Consider the following 19,252-nt stretch of genomic DNA (forward strand, 5'->3'; position numbering starts at 1 on the left):
TTGACCCTCCCCATGTTAGCCGCGGTGCGCTCGGGGCTGCCCCCCGCGCTCACCCGAGATGATCAGGTCGTCCAGAGGGCGTGCACGGGGTGCGGGGCGATCCGCTGACGGCCACCGAGCGCGGCGAGCTCGATGACCACCGACACCGCCGTCACCACTCCGCCCAGCCGCTCGACCAGCGCGATCGCCGCCAGCAGGGTGCCACCGGTCGCCAGCACGTCGTCGACCAGCAGCACCCGCTGCCCCGGCCGGATCGAGTCGGTGTGCAGCTCCAGCGTGGCGGTGCCGTACTCCAACTCGTACTCGGCCGAGACGTGCTCCCGGGGCAGCTTGCCGGCCTTGCGGATCGGCACGACCCCGGTTCCCGCGTCCAGCGCGACCGCGGCCGCCAGCAGGAACCCGCGGGCCTCGACGCCGGCGACGACGTCGAACCCCACGCCGCCTCCGGACAGCGCCGCGGCCCGCGGGTCGACGTCGGCGGGCTCGGTGAGGGCGTCGACGACCCGCCGGAACGCCCCGGCATCGGCGAAGACCGGGGTGAGGTCGCGGAAGAGCACCCCGGGTTCGGGGAAGTCCGGGACGTCGACGGCGATCGAGGCGATCAGCTCGTCGACGGGCCGCTCGGCGGCGGCGGTCACCGACGCTTCTTGCCGGCCGGCCGCTGACCCGGCCTGGCACCGGGTCGCTGCGGACGCTGGCCGGGCCGGGGGGCCGCCGTCGCGCCGGTGCTGGTCGGCTGCACCGAGGCCGGCGACTCCACCGGGACGTCGGCGTCGGGACGGTCCGGCAGCGCCTGCGGCCGCTCGGCGACGGCGACCGACGACCCGCGGGCCGTGCTGGTCGCACCCCGGCTGCGGCGGGCGCTGGCGACCGGACCGAGCGCTGCGCCGGTGGCCGCCGCGCGTGCCTCGGCGGCCCGCCGGGCGAGCACCCGCTTGCGCAGCTGCTGCTGCTCGGGCTCGCGCTCCTTGAGCTCGGCCAGCACCGGGGTGGCCAGGAAGATCGAGCTGTAGGTGCCGACGGCCAGACCGACGAAGAGGACCAGGGCGAGGTCCTTGAGCGTGCCGGCGCCCAGCAGGCCGGCGCCGACGAACAGCAGCCCGGCGACCGGCAGCAGGGCGATGACCGAGGTGTTGATCGAGCGCATCAACGTCTGGTTGACCGCCAGGTTCGCCGCCTCGCCGTAGGTCGAACGGGCACTCTTGGCCAGGTCCTTGGTGTTCTCGTCGACCTTGTCGAACACCACCACGGTGTCGTACAGCGAGAAGCCCAGGATCGTCAGCAGCCCGATGACCGTCGAGGGCGTCACCTCGAAGCCGATCAGCGCGTAGACCCCCGCGGTGACGATGATGTCGTGCAGCAGCGCGACGATCGCGGCGACCGCCATCTTCGGCTGGAAGCGGACCGCCAGGAAGGCCACCACCGCGACCAGGAAGACGGCCAGCGCGAGCAGCGCCTTGTTGGTCACGTCCCCGCCCCAGTCGGCGCTCACCGACTGCGGGCTGACCTCCTCGGCGCTCACCCCTGCGGCTTGCGCCACGGCGGCGACGACGGTGTCCTCGGTGGCGTTGTCCAGTGCCTCGGTGCGCAGCAGCACGGAGTTGCCGCCGACCACCTGCGCGCTGGACACCTCGGCGCCGGCGTCCTCGGCGGCCTGCCGGATGTCGGCGAGCTGCTCGCTGCTCGCCGGCACCCGCAGGCTGTTGCCGCCGGCGAACTCGATGCCGAAGTTGAACCCGCGGAACACCATCAGCAGGGCGCACAGCAGCACGACGACGGCGGTGACGCGGAACCAGGTACGGCGCCGGTTGACCACGTCGAGCCCGGCCTCGCCGTTGTAGAGCCGGTGCGCCAGCGAGCTGCGGGCCGGCGCGCGCCGCCCGGAGGTCGCCGCGGACCCGCCCTCGGCGGGCAGCCCGGCGTCGGCCAGCGCCTGGTCCCCGGTGCTGTCGTCGGCGGCCTCGGTCAGGACGGCGCCGTCGTCCACCGTCTCGTCGGCGTCGGTGCCCAGCGGGACGTCCGCGGCATCGTGGGGGTCGCGGGGGGTCATCGGTTGCTCCCGTTCGTGCTGCTGCTGCCGACCAACTCGCGGTCGGGGCGGGCCGGCGGAGCCGGACGGCGGCTGTGGTCGACCTGGCCGAGGCCGGAGAAGCGGTTGGTCCCGAAGCTCTTGACCCGGCTCAGCACCGCCATCAGCGGGTGGGTGAAGAGGAAGACGACGACCAGGTCCAGCACCGTGGACAGGCCGAGGGTGAACGCGAAGCCCTTCACGTCCCCGATGGCCAGCCAGTACAGGATCGCCGCGGCGAGGAAGCTGACCGCGTCCGCGGACAGGATCGTGCGCCGGGCGCGGACCCAGGCCCGCGGGGTGGCGCTGCGCAGGCTGCGGCCCTCGCGCACCTCGTCCTTGAGTCGTTCGAAGTAGACGACGAAGGAGTCCGCGGTGATGCCGATGGACACGATGAACCCGGCGATGCCGGCCAGGCTGAGCGCGAAGCCGATCTGCCGGCCGAGCAGCACCAGGCTGGCGTAGACGACCGCCGCAGAGAGGATCAGGCTGGCGATCATCACCAGGCCCAGCAGCCGGTAGTAGAGCAGCGCGTAGACGAACACCAGGGCGACCCCGATGGCGCCGGCGATCAGCCCGGCCCGGAGCTGCTCGCTGCCCAGCTCGGTGGAGATCGACTGTGCCGTCGCCTGGGAGAAGGTCAGCGGCAGCGCGCCGTACTTCAGCTGGTTGGCGAGGTCGGTGGCCTCGGTCTGACTGAAGTTGCCGGTGATCTGGGTGGTGCCGCCGTTGATCGCACCGTTGATGGTCGGCGCCGAGACGACCCGGCCGTCCAGGGTGATGCCCACGGCGTTGCCGACGTTGGCCGCGGTGTAGGTGGCCCAGGTCGCCGACCCGGTCGAGTTGAAGTCGACGTTGACCACCCACGCGCCGGTCGCCGTCTCGGTGCCGGCGGTCGCGTCGGTGATGTCGGTGCCCTCGATGACGGCCGGGCCGAGCAGGTACTTGGCGCTGCCGTCGTCGGAACAGGCGGCGATGGCGTCCTGGGGCCGGTCGACCGACGTGGTGGTCGTGTCGCAGACCAGCGTCGCGTACTCGGCCGTGGCCTGCTCCTGGGTCACCGTGGGCGCGTCCGCGTCGGGGGCGGCCGTGTCGGTCACCGCACCGGTGGTCGTGCCCGCGGCGTCGGTGGGCGCAGCGGCGCTGTCGGTGGGCGCAGCGGCGCTGTCGGTGGGCGCAGCGGCGCTGTCGGTGGGCGCGGCGGGGTCCGTCGGCGCCGCGCTGTCGGTGGGCGCGGCGGGGTCCGTCGGCGCCGCGCTGTCGGTGGGCGCGGCGGAGTCGGTGGCGGCCGGGGTGGCCGCCTCCGGCCCGGTCAGGACCGGGCGGAAGCGCAGCTGGGCGGTGGCACCGAGCTCACGGGCCTTCTCGCCGTTGTCACCGGGCACCGAGATGACGATGTTGCTGCTGCCCTCGGTGACGACCTCGGCCTCGGCGACACCGAGCCCGTTGACGCGCTGCTCGATGATCTGCCGGGCCAGCTCGAGGTCGGCCGGGTCGGGCGCCTGGCCGTCCGGCGTGCGGGCGGTGAGGGTGACCGTCGTCCCGCCCTGGAGGTCCAGGCCGAGCTGCGGGGTGCGGGAGTCGCCGGTGAAGAAGATCAGCGCGTACATCCCGGCGATGATCAAGGCGAGTACGGCGAAGTAGCGCCGGGCGGGGAACTGGCGGGCGGCCATGCGGGGTACCCGGCTCAGCGCGTGGGGTCGGTGGGGTCGCCGTCGCCGTCGACGAAGCCCGTCGCGCCGGTGGAGTTCCCCGGATCGACGGTGCCGGCAGCGGGCTTGCGGACCTCGAGGACCGCCGGGCGGGCGACGGTGATGACCACGCCGGGCGAGACCTCCAGGTCGATGGTGCCCTCACCGAGACCGGCGACCGTGCCGTGGATCCCGCTGGTGAGCATCACCGGGGTCCCCACGGTTAACGAGTCCTGCAGGGCCTGGGCGTTGGCCGCCATCTTCTTGCGCTGCCGCGAGGGCAGCACGAAGAGGACCACGAACGCCAGGGCGACGAGGATGAGCAACGGCAAGGATTCCACGACTGGTGAGCCTCTCTACCGCAGCGTCAACGCGCGGTGGGTGCGGCCCAGGGCGGGCCGCTCGGGTACATCGGCGCCGGCTCGCTCCCCTGAGCACACGGGGCGTCCGGGGGCGCCGCACCCCGGACAGCCCGGATTGCGCGCCAGCGCGGTGGAGTCTAGGCGTCGAACAGCGTCTGTGACGAAGGCCCGTCCGACGGCGGGTCGGCTGTGCCGCCGCTGAGCGGCAGGCCGCCGCGCGGGACCGGGTGCCCCAGGTGCCGGAAGGCCGCCTCGGTCGCGACCCGGCCGCGGGACGTGCGGGCCAGCAGCCCGGCGCGCACCAGGAACGGCTCGCACACCTCCTCGACGGTGTGCGGCTCCTCCCCCACGGCCACGGCCAGGGTGGCCACGCCGACCGGTCCGCCGCCGAACCGGCTGACCAGGGCCTCGAGGACCGACCGGTCGAGCCGGTCCAGCCCCAGGTCGTCGACGTCGTAGAGGGCCAGCGCGGCCTGAGCGACCTCGAAGGTGATCCGCCCGTCCGCGCGCACCTCGGCGTAGTCCCGCACCCGGCGGAGCAGCCGGTTGGCGATCCGCGGCGTGCCCCGCGACCGGCCGGCGATCTCTGCCGACCCGGCCGGGGTCAGCTCGACCCCGAGCAGGTCGGCGCTGCGCGTCAGCACCCGCTCCAGGTCGGCGGTGTCGTAGAACTCCATCTGGCCGACGAAGCCGAACCGGTCACGGAGCGGGCCGGTGAGCAGCCCGGCCCGGGTGGTCGCGCCGACCAGCGTGAAGGGGTTGATCTCCAGCGGGATCGCGGTGGCCCCGGGGCCCTTGCCGACGACGACGTCGACCCGGAAGTCCTCCATCGCCATGTACAGCAGTTCCTCGGCCGGCCGGGCGATGCGGTGGATCTCGTCGATGAACAGCACGTCACCGTGCCCGAGGTTGGACAGCATGGCCGCCAGGTCACCCGACCGCTCGATCGCCGGACCGCTGGTGATCTTCACCGCGGTGCCGAGCTCCGAGCCGATGATCAGCGCCAGGCTGGTCTTGCCCAGGCCGGGCGGGCCGGACAGCAGCACGTGGTCCGGTGGGCGGCCCCGCCGCTTGGCGCCCTCCAGCACGAGGTCCAGCTGCCGGGCGACCTTGGGCTGGCCGATGAAGTCGGCCAGCGAGTGCGGCCGCAGCGCGAACTCGACGACCCGCTCCTCGTCCCCGGCCCGCGGGTCGACCGCGTCGTCGGGCAGCCGGCCGGGACCGGCGTCGGCGGCGGGCAGCCCGCGGTCGAACGGCGAGCTCATGCCCGGCCCAGCAACCGCAGGGCCTGGCGCAGCAGGACGGCGATCTCGACGGCACCGGTGGCGGCCACCTGCTCGTCGGCGACCGGCGCCAGCTGGCCGACCGCACCCTCGGCCTCCTTGCCGCTCCACCCCAGGCTGACCAGGGCGGCGGTCAGCTGGTCACGCCACGGCGCGACCGCGGTGACGGAGGGCAGGCCGGCGGTCGCAGGCCCGTCCAGCGAGGTGTCGCTGGGGGTGCTGCCGAGCCGGTCCCGCAGCTCCAGGACCAGCCGCTCGGCGCCCTTCTTGCCGATCCCCGGCACCTGCATGAGCGCCTTGAGGTCGCCCATCGAGACGGCGCGGCGCACCTCACGGGGCGGGTGGATGGCCAGCACCGCCTGGGCCAGCCGCGGGCCGACGCCGTTGGCGGTCTGCAGCAACTCGAACAGCTGGCGTTCGTCGTCGTCCGCGAAGCCGTAGAGGGTGAGCGAGTCCTCGCGGACGACGAGGCTGGTCGCCAGCCGGGCCTGCTCCCCGACCGTGAGGCGGGCGATCGTGCCGGGGGTGCACTGCACCGACAGCCCCACCCCGCCGACCTCGACGACGGCGCCGTCCGGCGACACCGCCGCGACGCGGCCCGCGACCGAGGCGATCACCGGGAGATCCCAGTCCACCGCGGCAGGGTGCGCGCGGCGGGGACCGGCGCACCGATGCCGCCGGCGAGCGCGGCGACCCGCAGCCGCTGCTGCGCCGGCGCCCGCCAGACGTGGCAGATGGCCAGGGCCAGCGCGTCGGCGGCGTCGGCCGGCTTGGGCGGCGTCGCCAGCCCCAGCACCCGGGTCACCATCAACGTCACCTGCTCCTTGTCGGCCCGGCCGCTGCCGGAGATCGCGGCCTTGACCTCGCTCGGGGTGTGCCAGGCGACCGGGAGGTCGGCCTGCGCGGCGGCGAGGGCGGCGACCCCGGCGGCCTGCGCCGTGCCCGTGGCCGTCCCCTTGTTGTTCTGGTGGAACACCCGCTCGATGGCGACCGCGGCGGGCCGGTGCTCACGCAGCAGGGCGGTCACCGCGGTGTGCACCTCCAGCAGCCGGAGCTCCAGGTCGAGGTCCGGAGAGGTGCGGACGACGCCGACCCCCAGGGCCGTGGGCCGGGCACCCGGCCGCCCCTCGACCACACCCCACCCGCACCGGGTCAGGCCCGGGTCGATGCCGAGCACACGCAGGCCGACCATCGCGACGCCCACCTCCCCAGTCTCGCACGAACACCTGTTCGACGAAACGCTAACCGGAGATCGGGGCGGGACGCGGGCACGACACGCCACCGGCCCGCGACCCCGGTGCAGGGGGGTCCTCCGGCTACAGCTTCTCCATGACCTCGTCGGACACGTCGTAGTTGGCGTAGACGTTCTGCACGTCGTCGAGGTCCTCGAGCGCGTCGATGAGCTTGAACACCTTGGTCGCGGAGTCCTCGTCCAGCTCGACCTGCACGCTGGGCACGAAGCCCATGTCGGCTGAGTCGTAGTCGATGCCGGCGTCCTGCAGGGCGGTGCGGACCGCGATGAGGTCGCCGGGCTCGCAGACCACCTCGAAGGTGTCCCCGAGGTCGCGGACCTCCTCCGCGCCGGCGTCCAGCACCGCCATCAGCACGTCGTCCTCGGTGTTGCCGGCGGCCTGGACCACCACGACGCCCTTGCGCGAGAACAGGTAGGACACCGAGCCGGGGTCGGCCATGGTGCCGCCGTTGCGGCTCATCGCGGTGCGCACCTCCATCGCCGACCGGTTCTTGTTGTCGGTGAGGCACTCGACGAGGACGGCGACCCCGCCCGCGGCGTAGCCCTCGTAGGTGATGCCCTGGTAGTCGACACCGCCGGCCTCGGCACCGGACCCGCGCTTGACCGCGCGGTCGATGTTGTCGTTGGGCACCGAGCTCTTCTTCGCCTTCTGGACGGCGTCGTAGAGCGTCGGGTTGCCCGAGAGGTCGCCGCCACCGGTGCGGGCGGCCACCTCGATGTTCTTGATCAGCTTGGCGAAGAGCTTGCCCCGCTTGGCGTCGATGCCAGCCTTCTTGTGCTTGGTCGTCGCCCACTTGGAATGGCCGCTCACTTGGTCTCCTCGCTGACGCTCGTCGGCCGCACTCGCGACCGGGCAACCGTGTCTCCTGGTGAGCTCGCACGCTCGCTCACAGCGACACTCTCCCCTCACTGCCGGCGCCGACGCCGGCACCGTCCGAACTCAGGTCTCGGGCAAGGATTGCCCGCACCAGTCCCACGAACATCGCGTGCACCCGGCTGTCGCCGGTGAGCTCGGGGTGGAAGCTGGTGGCCACCAGGCGACCCTGGCGGACCGCGACGATCTTACCGTCGGCCGGTCCGCCCACGACGCGGCCGAGGACCTCGACGCCGGGGCCGACCTCCTCGACCCACGGGGCGCGGATGAACACCGCGTGCACCGGACCGCCCGGGACCCCTTCGACCTCGACCTCGGTCTCGAAGGAGTCGACCTGTCGGCCGAAGGCGTTGCGCCGGACGACCACGTCCAGGCCGCCGACGGTCTGCTGGTCGGCCGGGGCGTCCAGCACCCGGTCGGCCAGCATGATCATCCCGGCGCAGGACCCGAAGGCGGGCAGCCCACCGCGGACGGCGTCGCGCAGCGGACCGAGCAGGCCGAACCGGTCGGCGAGCTTGGCCATCGTCGTGGACTCGCCACCGGGGACGACCAGCCCGTCGACGTCGGCGAGCTCCGCGGGACGGCGGACGGTCACCGCCTCGGCCCCGCCGGCGCGCAACGCCACCAGGTGCTCCCGGACGTCGCCCTGCAGCGCGAGCACGCCGATGACCGGCGCGGTCACCAGCCGCGGGTCGCGTAGCGCTCGGACTCCGGGAGCGTGCTGACGTTGATGCCGACCATCGGCTCACCCAGCCCGCGGGAGACCTTGGCGACCACGGCCGGGTCGTCGAAGAAGGTGGTGGCCTGCACGATCGCGGCGGCGCGCTGCGCCGGGTCACCGGACTTGAAGATGCCCGAGCCGACGAACACGCCCTCGGCACCCAGCTGCATCATCATCGCCGCGTCCGCCGGGGTGGCGATGCCGCCGGCGGTGAACAGGACGACGGGGAGCTTGCCGGTGAGGGCGACCTCGACGACCAGGTCGTGCGGGGCGCGCAGCTCCTTGGCCGCGACGAACAGCTCGGTCTCGTCCAGGTTGCCCAGGGTCAGGATGCCCCGGCGCAGTGCGCGCATGTGCCGGGTGGCCTCCACGACGTTGCCGGTGCCGGCCTCGCCCTTGGAGCGGATCATCGCCGCACCCTCGGCGATGCGGCGCAGCGCCTCGCCCAGGTCGGTCGCGCCGCAGACGAAGGGCACGGTGAAGTCGGTCTTGACGATGTGGTGCGCCTCGTCGGCCGGGGTCAGCACCTCGGACTCGTCGATGTAGTCGACGCCGAGCGCCTGCAGCACCTGGGCCTCGACGAAGTGGCCGATCCGGGCCTTGGCCATCACCGGGATGGAGACCGCGTCGATGATCGACTCGATCATGTCCGGGTCGCTCATCCGGGCGATGCCGCCCTGGGCTCGGATGTCCGCGGGGACGCGCTCCAGCGCCATGACGGCGACCGCACCGGCGTCCTCGGCGATCCTGGCCTGCTCGGCGGTGACGACGTCCATGATCACGCCGCCCTTGAGCTGCTCGGCCATGCCGCGCTTGACCCGGTCGGTCCCGGTGCCGGTGCCGGTGCCGGTGGGGAGGTCGGGTGTGCTGGGGTCGTTCTGGGTCACGGGGTGCTGCCTTCGGTCGGGCGGGGGGCGGACGGCCCAGCCTACGACCGGTCAGCCGTGCGGCTGCGCGCCGCCGGTGTGCGGGAACCCGGCGAGCACGGCGTCCAGCCCGTCGTCGATGTCGAAGTAGCGGGGCAGCGGACGGCGGGCGTGCAGCCGGAGCACCCGGGGCAGCCGGCTGCGGCGCAGCGCACGGGTGTCCCGGACGGCGTCGTTGTAGAACCGCCGCGCCAGGGCCACCCGCATCCCGGCGTCCCCGAGCTCGGGGCTCAGCAGCGGCTCCGGCACCCGGCGCAGCAGCCGACCGAGCCGGTTCTCGGCGGCCTCCCGGTCGCCGGCGCTGGGGGCCCGGGCACCGGCCGCGGCGTCGGCGAGCTCGCCGGCGAGGTCGGCACCGAGGTCGTCGGCGCGCTCGCGGGCCAGCGCCGCGGTGAGCTCGGCCCGGCGCAGCAGCGCCCCGTCGAGCACCTCCCGCGCCCGCCGCACCCGGCCCGCGAGCCGGCGCAGCCGGGTGAGGGTGAAGGTGGTCCAGGCCAGCAGCAGGACGAGCAGGACCGCGATGGCGCTCAGCAGCCAGGTCCCGGGGTCCACAGCGGACCAGGCTAGCGCCGCACCCGCCTGCGGAACGGCCCCGCGGTCCTCGGATCGCCGACCGGGTCGTGCGGCGGGGCACCGAGCAGGGCGGCGTCGTCCTCGTGCGAGGCGGTCACCCCGAGGCCGCCGGTGGGGGCGACCGTCTCGTAGACGGCGAGGATCCGGTCGGCGACCACCGACCAGTCGTAGTCGGCGACGGCCTGCCGGCCGGCCGCGGTCAGCTGCGCCCGCCGCCCGGGGTCCCCCAGCAGGCCGGACAGCGCACCGGCCAGCTCGGCGGCGTCGCCCCGGGGCACCAGCACCCCGGCCGCGCCGTCCTCCAGCACCCGGGCGAAGGCGTCCAGGTCGCTGGCGACCACCGGCGCGCCGGCGGCCATCGCCTCCAGCAGGACCACCCCGAAGGACTCCCCCAGCAGGTTGGGTGCGCAGTAGACGTCGACCGAGCGCAGGAACGCTGCCTTCTCCGGCTCGGTCAGCTCGCCGAGCAGCGTCACGTGCGGCGCCAGCTCCGCCCCGACGAGGTCGGCGAAGTCCCCCGGGTCGCCCCGGCCGGCGACCAGCAGCCGGGCGTCCGGGTGGTCGCGGACGACGCTGCGCATCGCCTCCAGCAGCACCGGCAGGCCCTTGCGCGGCTCGTCGTAGCGCCCCAGGAAGCCGACTGTCGGGCCGCCCTGCCCGCGCGCGTGCCCGGGCAGCGAGGGCCCCTCCGCGAAGCCGGCGACGTGCACGCCGTTGGGGATCACCACCGCGTCGCCGCCGAGGTGCTCCACCTGCACCCGCCGGGCGAAGTCCGAGACGGCGATCCGGCCGCCGATCTTCTCCAGCCAGGGCCGGACCCACGGGCCCCAGGCGGCCAGGAACTTCGACCGGGTGGTCGCCGCGTGGAAGGTCGCCACGATCGGCCCCTTGGCGATGATGCAGACCAGCAGGGACACCGAGGGCGGGGCCGGCTCGTGCACGTGGACGACGTCGAAGGCGCCGTCCCGCAGCCAGCGGCGGACCCGCGCGGCCGACACCAGACCGAACTGGAAGCTGGCCATCGAGCCGTTGTACGGGACCGGCACCGCGCGGCCGGCCCAGGTGACGTGCTCGGCGGGGAGGTTCTCCTCGTGCTCGGCCGGGGTCAGCACCTCGACGTGGTGCCCCCGCCCGCGGAGGGTGTCGGCGAGGTCGCGCACGTGGTACTGGACGCCGCCGGGGACGTCCCACTGGTACGGGCAGACCAGACCGATGCGCATCAGGCCGGCTCCCTCGACTCCTGGGCCACCGGTCCCGGCGCGCGGGCGCCGGCCGGGACGGGCCGGCCGTCCGGCCCGACGTCGGGCCAGATCCGGCCCAGCACGTGCCAGTCCTCGGGCCGCTCGCCGATGGTCGCGGCGAACGCGTCGGCGACCTGCTGCATCGCCGCCCCGACCCGCTCCCGCAGCCGGCCCGGCCCGGCGACCGGGACCTCGGGGTGGACGACGAAGCGCCAGCCGTCGCCGTCGAACTGGCAGACGGCCGGCAGCAGCGCCGCGCCGGTCTGTGCGGCGAGCAGTGCCGGGCCGCCGGGCATCGCCGACCGCCGGCCGAAGAAGGTGACCGGGACACCGGAGCCGGACAGGTCGCGGTCGACCAGCAGGCAGGTCGTCCCACCGGCGGCCAGCCACTCCCGGAGCACCGTCGAGCTGGGCCGCTCACCGCCGGTCAGCGGCACCACCCGCATGCCCAGACCCTCCCGGAACTCCACGAACCGGCGGTACAGCGACTCCGGCCGCAACCGTTCGGCGACGGTGAGGAAGGGGCCGCCGAGCCAGTCGACCAGCCACACCCCGGCGGCGTCCCAGTTGCCGCTGTGCGGCAGGGCGAAGACGACGCCCCGGCCCTCCGCCCGGGCCCGCTCCAGGTGCTCCTGACCGAGCATCGTCGAGGCGGCGACGATCCGCTCCCGGTCGAGCACCGGCAGCCGGAACGCCTCCTGCCAGTACCGGGCGTAGGACTGCACGGCCCGCCGGGTGAGGGCGTCCAGCGCGGCGTCGTCCAGGGTGCCGCCGGTGACCACGTCGAGGTTGGCGCGCAGCTGGCGCACGCCGCGGCCGCCCCGGCGGGCGGCGAGCGCTCCCCCACCGGCGAACAGCCCGCGGGCGACCGGGCCGGGCAGCAGCCGGACCGCCCGCCACCCGGCCGCGTAGCCGGCGTCGGTGAGCCGGTCGCGCAGCTCGGCGGGGCGGGTCATGGCAGGGTCGGGCCGGCCGGCTCGTCGGCGGACCGGTCGCGGGGAGCCGGGAGGCGCATGCCCCGCGACGCGCTCCGGACGGCGGCGAAGCGCTGCACGACGGTGACGGCGCTGCCCGCGAGCAGCAGCCACAGGCAGACGTGCAGCGCGTACGGGATGCCCAGCCCGGTGAAGCCGGTGCCGACCAGCACCAGGATGAGCCGCTCGGTGCGCTCGACGATGCCGACCTCGACCCGCAGCCCCATGCCCTCCGCGCGCGCCTTGACGTAGGAGGTGAGCACGCCCAGCACCAGGCAGACCAGCGACAGCCCGACGATCAGCCGGTTGTCGCCCTCCCCGCTGTACCACCAGACCAGCCCGGCGAAGATGGCCGCGTCGGCCGCCCGGTCGCCGGTCGAGTCCAGCACGGCGCCGAACACCGAGCCACCGCCGCGGGCCCGGGCCAGCGCGCCGTCGAGCATGTCCAGCAGCACGAACACGGTCACCGCGAAGGCGCCCCAGAACAGCGCACCGTTGCCGATGCCGAAGACCGCGGCGGCCACCGCGCCCAGCGTGCCCGTCAGGGTCACCGCGTCGGCGGTGACCCCGACGCGGACGAGCCCGCGCACCACGGGGGCCCAGAAGCGGCCGACGGCGGGGCGGAGGTTGACGCCGAGCACTCAGGCCACCCCTGCGCCGGGCTCACCGAGCTCGTCGGGAGCCAGCGGCCACCGGGCGGCCAGCAGCTGCCGGGTCTCCGACAGCACCTGCGGGAGCACCCGGGTGAGCCCGACGACCGGCATGAAGTTGGTGTCCCCGCCCCAGCGCGGCACGGCGTGCTGGTGCAGGTGGTCGGCGATCCCGGCGCCGGCGACCGAGCCCTGGTTCATCCCGATGTTGAAGCCGTGCGCACCGCTGACCGCGCGGACGACCCGCATCGCCGTCTGGGTGAAGGCGCCGAGCTCGGCGACCTCGGCGACGGTCAGGTCGGTGTAGTCGGGCACGTGCCGGTACGGGACCACCATCAGGTGGCCGGCGTTGTACGGGTAGAGGTTGAGCACGGCGAAGACCGTGTCCCCGCGGGCCACGATCAGGCCCTCCTCGTCGCTCATCCGCGGGATGAGGCAGAACGGGCAGTCGTGGTCACCGGTGGGCTTGCCCGCACCGCGGATGTAGGCCATCCGGTAGGGCGTCCACAGGTGCTCGAAGACCGACGACGGGCCGCCGTGGTCGTTGTCCACGGCGGCCGGACGGTCCGCGGGGTCGGTGCCGGGGATCGAGCTCATCCGAGCGTGGCCCCTGCACCTGGGGTGCTGGCGGTCGGGTCGGCGTTGTGCCGGGCGGTGACCCAGTCGGCGACCTGCGCCACCGCCTCGGCGATCGGGACGCCGTTGCGCTGCGAGCCGTCGCGGTACCGGAAGGAGACCGCGCCGGCCTCGGCGTCGGTGGCCCCGGCGATGAGCACGAAGGGCACCTTCTGCTTGCTGGCAGTGCGGATCTTCTTCTGCATCCGGTCGTCGGAGTCGTCGATCTCCACCCGGATGCCCTGCTCCCGCAGCAGCAGAGCCACGTCGGTCAGGTAGGGCACCTGCTCGTCGGTGATGGGGATGGCCACGACCTGCACAGGGGCCAGCCAGGCCGGGAAGGCGCCGGCGTAGTGCTCGGTGAGCACGCCGAAGAACCGCTCGATCGAGCCGAACTTCGCCGAGTGGATCATCACCGGCTGCTGGCGGGTGCCGTCGGCGGCGCTGAACTCCAGGCCGAAACGGGCCGGCTGGTTGAAGTCGTACTGGATGGTCGACATCTGCCAGGTGCGGCCGATCGCGTCCCGGGCCTGCACGGAGATCTTCGGGCCGTAGTACGCCGCGCCACCGGGGTCCGGGACCAGTTCCAGCCCGGTCTCCTTCGCCGCCTCCTCCAGCACGGCGGTGGCGGTCGCCCACTCCTCGTCCGAGCCGATGAACTTGGGCCCGTCGTCGCGGGTGGACAGCTCCAGGTGGTAGTCGTCCATCCCGAAGTCCCGCAGCAGCCCGAGCACGAAGGCCAGCAGGTGCCGGACCTCGCCGGGCGCCTGCTCAGGGGTGACGTAGCTGTGCGAGTCGTCCTGGGTCAGACCGCGCACCCGGGTCAGGCCGTGCACGACGCCGGACTTCTCGTAGCGGTACACCGAGCCGAACTCGAAGAACCGCAGCGGCAGCTCACGGTAGGAGCGCCCGCGGGACCGATAGATCAGGTTGTGCATCGGGCAGTTCATGGCCTTGAGGAAGTACTCGCTGTTCTCCAGCTCCATGGCCGGGAACATGGTCTCCTCGTAGTAGGGCAGGTGCCCGGAGGTCTCGAACAGCCCGCGCTTGGCGATGTGCGGGGTGCCGACGTAGTCGAACCCCTCCTCGAGGTGCCGACGGCGGACGTAGTCCTCCATCTCCCGCTTGACCACCCCGCCCTTGGGGTGGAACACCGCCAGGCCGGAACCGATCTCGTCGGGGAAGCTGAACAGGTCCAGCTCGACGCCGAGCCGGCGGTGGTCGCGGCGCTCGGCCTCGGCCAGCTGCTCCAGGTACGCCTTGTGCGCGTCCTTGCTCTCCCACGCGGTGCCGTAGACCCGCTGCAGCTGCGGGTTCTTCTCGCTGCCCCGCCAGTACGCGGCGGCGCTGCGGGTGAGGGAGAACGCCGGGATGTTCGAGGTGCGCGGCAGGTGCGGGCCGCGGCACAGGTCGGTCCACACCCGGTCGCCGGTGCGGGCGTCGAGGTTGTCGTACATGGTGAGCTGCGCCCCGCCGACCTCGACCTCGGCGCCCTCGGCAGCCTCGTCGCCGGCCCCGCCCTTGAGGCCGATCAGCTCGAGCTTGTAGGGCTCGTGCGCCAGCTCGGCGCGGGCGTCGTCGTCGCTGATCTCCCGCCGGCTGAAGTGCTGGCCGGCCCGGACGATCTCGGTCATCTTCTTCTCGAGGACCTGCAGGTCCTCGGGGGTGAACGGCCGCTCCGGGTCGAAGTCGTAGTAGAAGCCGTTCTCCACCGGCGGGCCGATGCCCAGCCGGGTGCCGGGGAACAGCTCCTGCACCGCCTGGGCGAGCACGTGCGCGGCGGAGTGCCGGATGACCGCGCGCCCCTCGGCGCTGGCTGCCGGGACCGGCTCCACCTCGGCGTCGGCGTCCGGGGTCCAGGCCAGGTCCTTGAGGTCCCCCGAGGCCAGCTCACGGACGACGACCGCGCCGTCGGGGCCCTTGAGCGGCACACCGGACTCCTTGAGCGCCTGCACGGCCGTCGTCCCGGCCGGCACCCGGATCGGGGCGGCGGTGGACGGGAAGGGCGGCGCGGACACGAGCATCTCCTGGGGATCGGCAGCTCCCGACCGTGCGGCCGGGCACTCCCGAGACTAGTGCGCGGGGCGGGGCTGCCTGGCACGACTTCCCCGGCCGGGACCGTCAGCCCAGCAACGAGACGGCGTCCCCGTCGACGACCCGGCCGGGGGTGCGGACCTCTGCGTACACGCCGAGGCAGTGCTTGGGGGTGCGGACCACGTCGAGCACCGCCTCCCCCACTCGCAACCGGCGGCCCACCCACGCCCGCTCGTCCTGACCGCCGGTCAGCTGGAGCACCAGGTTGGCCCGCGGGTCGTCGGCCGAGCAGCCCTCGGGGACCTCGCCGGCGGCGGCCCGGTCGATCGCGGCGCGGGAGACCAGGTGCACCGCCGCCGCGTCGGTCCGCGGGCCGTCGGCGGAGCGCACCAGCCGCACCGGGCGCCCGAGCACCTCGGTGAGGGTGATCGTGTCCGCCTCGTCGTCGCCGGTGGCGACCACCGAGGACAGCTGCGGCGTGGTCTTCACGGTGACCCGCTCCCCGGTGTCGGCGTCGACCACCGACCAGGCCCGGTCGCCGCGCAGCCCGGCGGTGTCGACCCGGGCCGCCGGCACCGTCCGGCCGGCGAGGGACTTCACCGGGTAGACCGCGATCGAGGCCACCCGCCCGACGACCACGTCTCCGCTCTCGCTCACCCCGGCGACGCTACGCGCGGCCGGGTCCGGCTCGCGGGACGAGGAGCGGCGGTCAGCCCACGGCGCGCGGGGCGGGGCCGCTGCCGCGGCGGCGCAGCCGGCGCAGCTGCGCGTCCAGGTACGGACGCGCCCGGCGCTGCCCGCCCCGTTCGGCGATCGCCGTGGCCAGCGTGCTGAGCACGGCGGTCAGCCGGGCCTCGTCGGGCTGCCAGCCGCGGCGGTCGCACTCCTCCAGCCACTCGACGGGCGCGGTGTGACCGCGCTCGGAGTTGCACCGGCGGCAGGCGGCGACCTCGTTCTCCAGCCAGGACGGGCCGCCCTTGACCCTCGGCACGACGTGCTCGGTGCTGGGGGCCACCTGGTCGGAGAACGTCCGGCCGCACCAGATGCAGGTGGGGCCGTCGCGCTCGACGGCGGCCCGCAGGCGCGCAGCCCGGTCCAGTGCCATCGCCGTCCATGGTGCGCCCCGGCGGGCGGCTCCGCTCGGTCCGGCAGCCGCCGTGGCCCGGGGACGACGAAGGCCCCAGGTCGATGACCTGGGGCCTTGCCTCCGGTGGGCGATACTGGGATCGAACCAGTGACCTCTTCGGTGTGAACGAAGCGCTCTACCGCTGAGCCAATCGCCCGGAGTGGTGATGAGTCTGCCAGATGCTCAGTGCCACAGCGGCACCCACCCCGGCACCCAGTGCGGCACGCCCGTGACGTGCAGCGTCACCAGCAGGACCGCGTAGACGAACGCCGCGGTCAGCACGGCGACGCCGAGGCGCACGACCACCGACTGCCGGCCCAACCACTCGGTCCACCCGGCCACCTGGCGGCGGGTGTACTCCAGCAACCGCTCGGCCCAGGCGAACTCGGTGGCGAGCACGAACAGACCGGCGATGACGGTCAGCCAGCCGGGACCGGGCAGCGGGATGGTGACGATCCCGAAGGCGACGACGACCGCCCCGGCCACGCCCACGAGGACGCGGTAGGGCGCGTCCAGGCTGCGCCTGCCGGCGATGCGCCGGCGCCAGTCGTAGTCGGCCACCCGCTCCCGCAGGCTGCGCTGGGCATCGGCGTCCGCGACGGGGACCTCCCCATCGGGCGCCGACACGGTGTGTTGTCCGTTCAGCTGGCCACCTGCCCTTGACCGACGATGTCCGTCGGGGACGACGGAGCCTCTCGACCGGGCTCGATGCTGATCGCGTACTCCGAGTAGTCGTCCAGCCCGGTCGCCGTCGAGCCTACGGTCCGCAGGTCCGTCTGGGGAGTGACCACGTCGAAGGTGCCCAACGCCTCGGGCACACCGTCCTGCAGGCCCCACACGACGTAGGTGGTGTCGTCGCTGTCGTTGACCGCCAACGTCCGCGAGACCACCTGCACCTGGTCCTCGCGGGCGACCACGGTGGCGACCGCGGTGCCGTCCTGGAGCACCGGCGCGATCGTCGCCCGCCCCGGGGTCAGCAGGTCGTCGAGCACCGTCGACTGCTCCGCCGCCGTCGCCTGCGCGGCGTCCCGGTCGCTGGTGACGGCGACGTTCCAGGCGCCCAGCGACAGCACGGCCGCGACGCCGGCGGCGACGAGTGCGGTGGGGAGCACCCGACGCCAGGCCGGTCGCGGGTCGACGGGGCGGACCGGCAGCGGGGCGCGCAGGTTGCCGAAGCGGCTGGGCTCCAGCGGGGGCACCGTCCGCGCGGAGCTCGCGTGCGAGGGCACCGACCGCGGGACGTCCGCCGGGACGGGCGGGACCGCGACCGGCGGGCCCGGCCGCTCCGTGCGCGGGCGGGCGGTCGGCAGCTGCTCGGTCTCCTCCACGGCGGACCGGAGCCGCTCCCGGAGGCCGTCGGACGGCTCGGCCTGCGGCAGGTCACCGGCCATCGCGGCCATGACCTCGGCGGCCTCGGCGACGGTCCGGCCGCACCGGGAGCAGTCGGCCAGGTGCGCGACGAACAGCGACTCGTCCTCCGGCTCGAGTGCGTGCAGCGCCCAGCCGACCGCGAGCTCGTCCCAGCGCTGGTGGTCGTCCCCGTGCCTGTCCCTGTCGTTCACCGGGAGCTCCCGTCGGCCGGTGCCTGCCCGGGCACACCGGTGCCCAGGGTGTCCTTCAGCCGGCGCATGCCAGCCAGCATGCGCGTCTTCACGGTGCCCAGGGGCGTGTTCGTGAGCGCCGCCACCTCGCGCTGGGTGTAGCCGCCGTAGTAGGCGAGCGTGAGGGCCTCGCGCTGGGGCGCCGGGAGCTCGTGCAGCGCCGTCCGCACCCGGTCGGCGACGATGCGCCGCCACGCGGCGTCCTCGACGTCGGTGGTCTGGGTGGGCGCGGAGAGGACCAGGTCGTCCTCGGCCCGGGAACGGCGCCGGCGGTGCGACTCCTCCCGGCGCACGGTGTCGACCGCCTTGTGGTGGACCATCGCCAGCAGCCAGGAGGCCACGCTGCCGCGGTTCCCGTCGAAGGCGCCCGGGTCGCGCCAGATGCCGAGGAACACGTCCTGCAGCACGTCCTCGGCGAGCACGTCGTCCCCGAGGACCCGCCGCGCGAGTGCGAAGGCGGGCTGGCGGAACCGCTCGTACAGGTCGTCGACGGCACCGCGGTCACCGGCGGCGACCCGGCGGACCAGTTCGAGGTCAGCTGCGCTGTCCTCCTGGCTGCGGGGTGGTCGACTCACGAGGCCCATGGTCACATGCGGTGTTCGCGCCGTCGGCCCCCTGCGGTTCAGCGCGTCCACAGGCTCCCCCGGATCGGTGGGACGGGCGACGCCTCGTGGGACTCATGGGACTCGTGGTGCGCGACACGCCGAGACCATGCGTGACCTTGAGGCTTTTTGGGTCGTTAAGAGGGCATGGCACGTTCTTCGAGGTCTGGCTGCACCGCACGCACCACGTTCCACCTGGTGGGTCCCCAGTCGTGGACGGCGGTCCCGGCCGCCCTGGTCTACGACTCCACCGACCCGTTCGCGGTGCGGGTGCGCTTCGGCGACGGCGCGGCAGACGAGGAGACCACCCGCTACGACGACCCCGACGACGACGGCGGTGTCGAGTGGCTGCTGAGCCGCGACCTGCTGCGCGCCGGGCTGACCGGTCCGGTGGGCGAGGGCGACGTGCGGCTGTGGCCGGCCCGCGGCGGGCTGGACGTCCTCTTCCTGCAGCTGCGCGCCCCCTCGGGCGAGGCGATGTTCGAGCTGTCCGGGGCCGTGGTCGGCGACTTCCTGCGCGAGACGGAGCTGCTCGTGCCGGCCGGTGGCGAGAGCGACCTGCTCCGGGTCGACGACGAGCTCACCGCACTGCTGCGCGGCGGCACCGACAACCCGACGGGGCGCTGAGCCCCCCGCGAGCCGCTGAGCAGCGGGAACAA

22 protein-coding genes and 1 tRNA gene are annotated in these 19,252 nt (G+C 74.2%); 1 reads left to right on the forward strand and 22 read right to left on the reverse strand.

Going from position 1 to position 19,252, the window contains the following annotated elements; genetic code table 11:
• Positions 1–62 precede the first annotated feature (62 nt).
• From FHL79_RS25390 to FHL79_RS09885, 22 genes are all read right to left on the reverse strand, one after another.
• Entirely contained in the window at positions 63–638 is a 576-nt protein-coding gene (locus FHL79_RS25390) for an adenine phosphoribosyltransferase (protein WP_138758416.1), read from the reverse strand.
• Positions 635–2,050, reverse strand: coding sequence for a protein translocase subunit SecF (gene secF / locus FHL79_RS25395; protein ID WP_138758417.1), 1,416 nt, complete (start codon positions 2,048–2,050; stop codon positions 635–637). The genes FHL79_RS25390 and secF overlap by 4 nt, the downstream gene beginning before the upstream one ends.
• On the reverse strand, positions 2,047–3,741 hold the full coding sequence (secD, locus tag FHL79_RS09790; RefSeq protein WP_138758418.1) for a protein translocase subunit SecD: 1,695 nt from the start codon (positions 3,739–3,741) through the stop codon (positions 2,047–2,049). The genes secF and secD overlap by 4 nt, the downstream gene beginning before the upstream one ends.
• A gap of 14 nt (positions 3,742–3,755) precedes the next feature.
• The gene (gene yajC, locus FHL79_RS09795) at positions 3,756–4,100 is read right to left on the reverse strand and encodes a preprotein translocase subunit YajC (protein ID WP_138758419.1); all 345 of its coding nucleotides are present in this window, start codon (positions 4,098–4,100) and stop codon (positions 3,756–3,758) included.
• Positions 4,101–4,258: 158 nt separating this feature from the next.
• Positions 4,259–5,386, reverse strand: a complete 1,128-nt coding sequence (ruvB, locus tag FHL79_RS09800; RefSeq protein ID WP_218938409.1) for a Holliday junction branch migration DNA helicase RuvB — start codon at positions 5,384–5,386, stop codon at positions 4,259–4,261.
• A complete protein-coding gene (gene ruvA / locus FHL79_RS09805; protein WP_246080572.1) occupies positions 5,383–6,039 on the reverse strand; it encodes a Holliday junction branch migration protein RuvA in 657 nt (218 codons plus the stop codon). The genes ruvB and ruvA overlap by 4 nt, the downstream gene beginning before the upstream one ends.
• Positions 6,018–6,596, reverse strand: coding sequence for a crossover junction endodeoxyribonuclease RuvC (ruvC, locus tag FHL79_RS09810; RefSeq protein WP_246078828.1), 579 nt, complete (start codon positions 6,594–6,596; stop codon positions 6,018–6,020). Before ruvC ends, ruvA begins: the two co-directional genes overlap by 22 nt.
• A gap of 124 nt (positions 6,597–6,720) precedes the next feature.
• The gene (locus FHL79_RS09815) at positions 6,721–7,467 is read right to left on the reverse strand and encodes a YebC/PmpR family DNA-binding transcriptional regulator (protein WP_138758420.1); all 747 of its coding nucleotides are present in this window, start codon (positions 7,465–7,467) and stop codon (positions 6,721–6,723) included.
• A gap of 76 nt (positions 7,468–7,543) precedes the next feature.
• On the reverse strand, positions 7,544–8,212 hold the full coding sequence (pdxT, locus tag FHL79_RS09820; protein WP_138758421.1) for a pyridoxal 5'-phosphate synthase glutaminase subunit PdxT: 669 nt from the start codon (positions 8,210–8,212) through the stop codon (positions 7,544–7,546).
• Positions 8,209–9,138 carry a pyridoxal 5'-phosphate synthase lyase subunit PdxS gene (gene pdxS / locus FHL79_RS09825; RefSeq protein ID WP_138758422.1) on the reverse strand — a complete coding sequence of 310 codons (930 nt, stop codon included), beginning with the start codon at positions 9,136–9,138 and terminating at the stop codon, positions 8,209–8,211. Before pdxS ends, pdxT begins: the two co-directional genes overlap by 4 nt.
• Before the next feature lie 51 nt (positions 9,139–9,189).
• Complete coding sequence (locus FHL79_RS09830) at positions 9,190–9,729, reverse strand: LemA family protein (protein WP_138758423.1); 540 nt, start codon at positions 9,727–9,729, stop codon at positions 9,190–9,192.
• 11 nt (positions 9,730–9,740) lie between these two features.
• Positions 9,741–10,970, reverse strand: coding sequence for a glycosyltransferase family 4 protein (locus tag FHL79_RS09835; RefSeq protein WP_138758424.1), 1,230 nt, complete (start codon positions 10,968–10,970; stop codon positions 9,741–9,743).
• Entirely contained in the window at positions 10,970–11,947 is a 978-nt protein-coding gene (locus FHL79_RS09840) for a phosphatidylinositol mannoside acyltransferase (RefSeq protein ID WP_138758425.1), read from the reverse strand. Before FHL79_RS09840 ends, FHL79_RS09835 begins: the two co-directional genes overlap by 1 nt.
• Positions 11,944–12,606, reverse strand: a complete 663-nt coding sequence (pgsA, locus tag FHL79_RS09845) for a phosphatidylinositol phosphate synthase (RefSeq protein ID WP_138758426.1) — start codon at positions 12,604–12,606, stop codon at positions 11,944–11,946. Before pgsA ends, FHL79_RS09840 begins: the two co-directional genes overlap by 4 nt.
• Positions 12,607–13,212 (reverse strand): HIT family protein, encoded by a 606-nt coding sequence (locus FHL79_RS09850; RefSeq protein ID WP_218938410.1) that lies wholly within the window; start codon positions 13,210–13,212, stop codon positions 12,607–12,609.
• Complete coding sequence (gene thrS, locus FHL79_RS09855) at positions 13,209–15,248, reverse strand: threonine--tRNA ligase (RefSeq protein WP_171058097.1); 2,040 nt, start codon at positions 15,246–15,248, stop codon at positions 13,209–13,211. Before thrS ends, FHL79_RS09850 begins: the two co-directional genes overlap by 4 nt.
• Before the next feature lie 103 nt (positions 15,249–15,351).
• Positions 15,352–15,921 (reverse strand): MOSC N-terminal beta barrel domain-containing protein, encoded by a 570-nt coding sequence (locus tag FHL79_RS09860; protein ID WP_246080575.1) that lies wholly within the window; start codon positions 15,919–15,921, stop codon positions 15,352–15,354.
• Positions 15,922–15,973: 52 nt separating this feature from the next.
• Positions 15,974–16,369, reverse strand: a complete 396-nt coding sequence (locus tag FHL79_RS09865; RefSeq protein WP_171058098.1) for an HNH endonuclease — start codon at positions 16,367–16,369, stop codon at positions 15,974–15,976.
• 106 nt (positions 16,370–16,475) lie between these two features.
• A tRNA-Val gene (locus FHL79_RS09870) sits at positions 16,476–16,547 on the reverse strand.
• Positions 16,548–16,573: 26 nt separating this feature from the next.
• Complete coding sequence (locus FHL79_RS09875) at positions 16,574–17,017, reverse strand: TIGR02611 family protein (RefSeq protein ID WP_246080577.1); 444 nt, start codon at positions 17,015–17,017, stop codon at positions 16,574–16,576.
• 14 nt (positions 17,018–17,031) lie between these two features.
• Complete coding sequence (locus FHL79_RS09880; RefSeq protein ID WP_138758428.1) at positions 17,032–17,952, reverse strand: anti-sigma factor; 921 nt, start codon at positions 17,950–17,952, stop codon at positions 17,032–17,034.
• Positions 17,949–18,575, reverse strand: a complete 627-nt coding sequence (locus FHL79_RS09885; RefSeq protein WP_246080578.1) for a sigma-70 family RNA polymerase sigma factor — start codon at positions 18,573–18,575, stop codon at positions 17,949–17,951. The genes FHL79_RS09880 and FHL79_RS09885 overlap by 4 nt, the downstream gene beginning before the upstream one ends.
• A 216-nt stretch (positions 18,576–18,791) precedes the next feature.
• Here FHL79_RS09885 and FHL79_RS09890 point away from each other — a divergent pair, with 216 nt between their 5' ends.
• A complete protein-coding gene (locus FHL79_RS09890) occupies positions 18,792–19,220 on the forward strand; it encodes an SsgA family sporulation/cell division regulator (RefSeq protein ID WP_246080580.1) in 429 nt (142 codons plus the stop codon).
• Positions 19,221–19,252: the final 32 nt, after the last annotated feature.

This window comes from Modestobacter altitudinis (genome assembly GCF_005930475.1).
GTDB lineage: Bacteria > Actinomycetota > Actinomycetes > Mycobacteriales > Geodermatophilaceae > Modestobacter > Modestobacter altitudinis.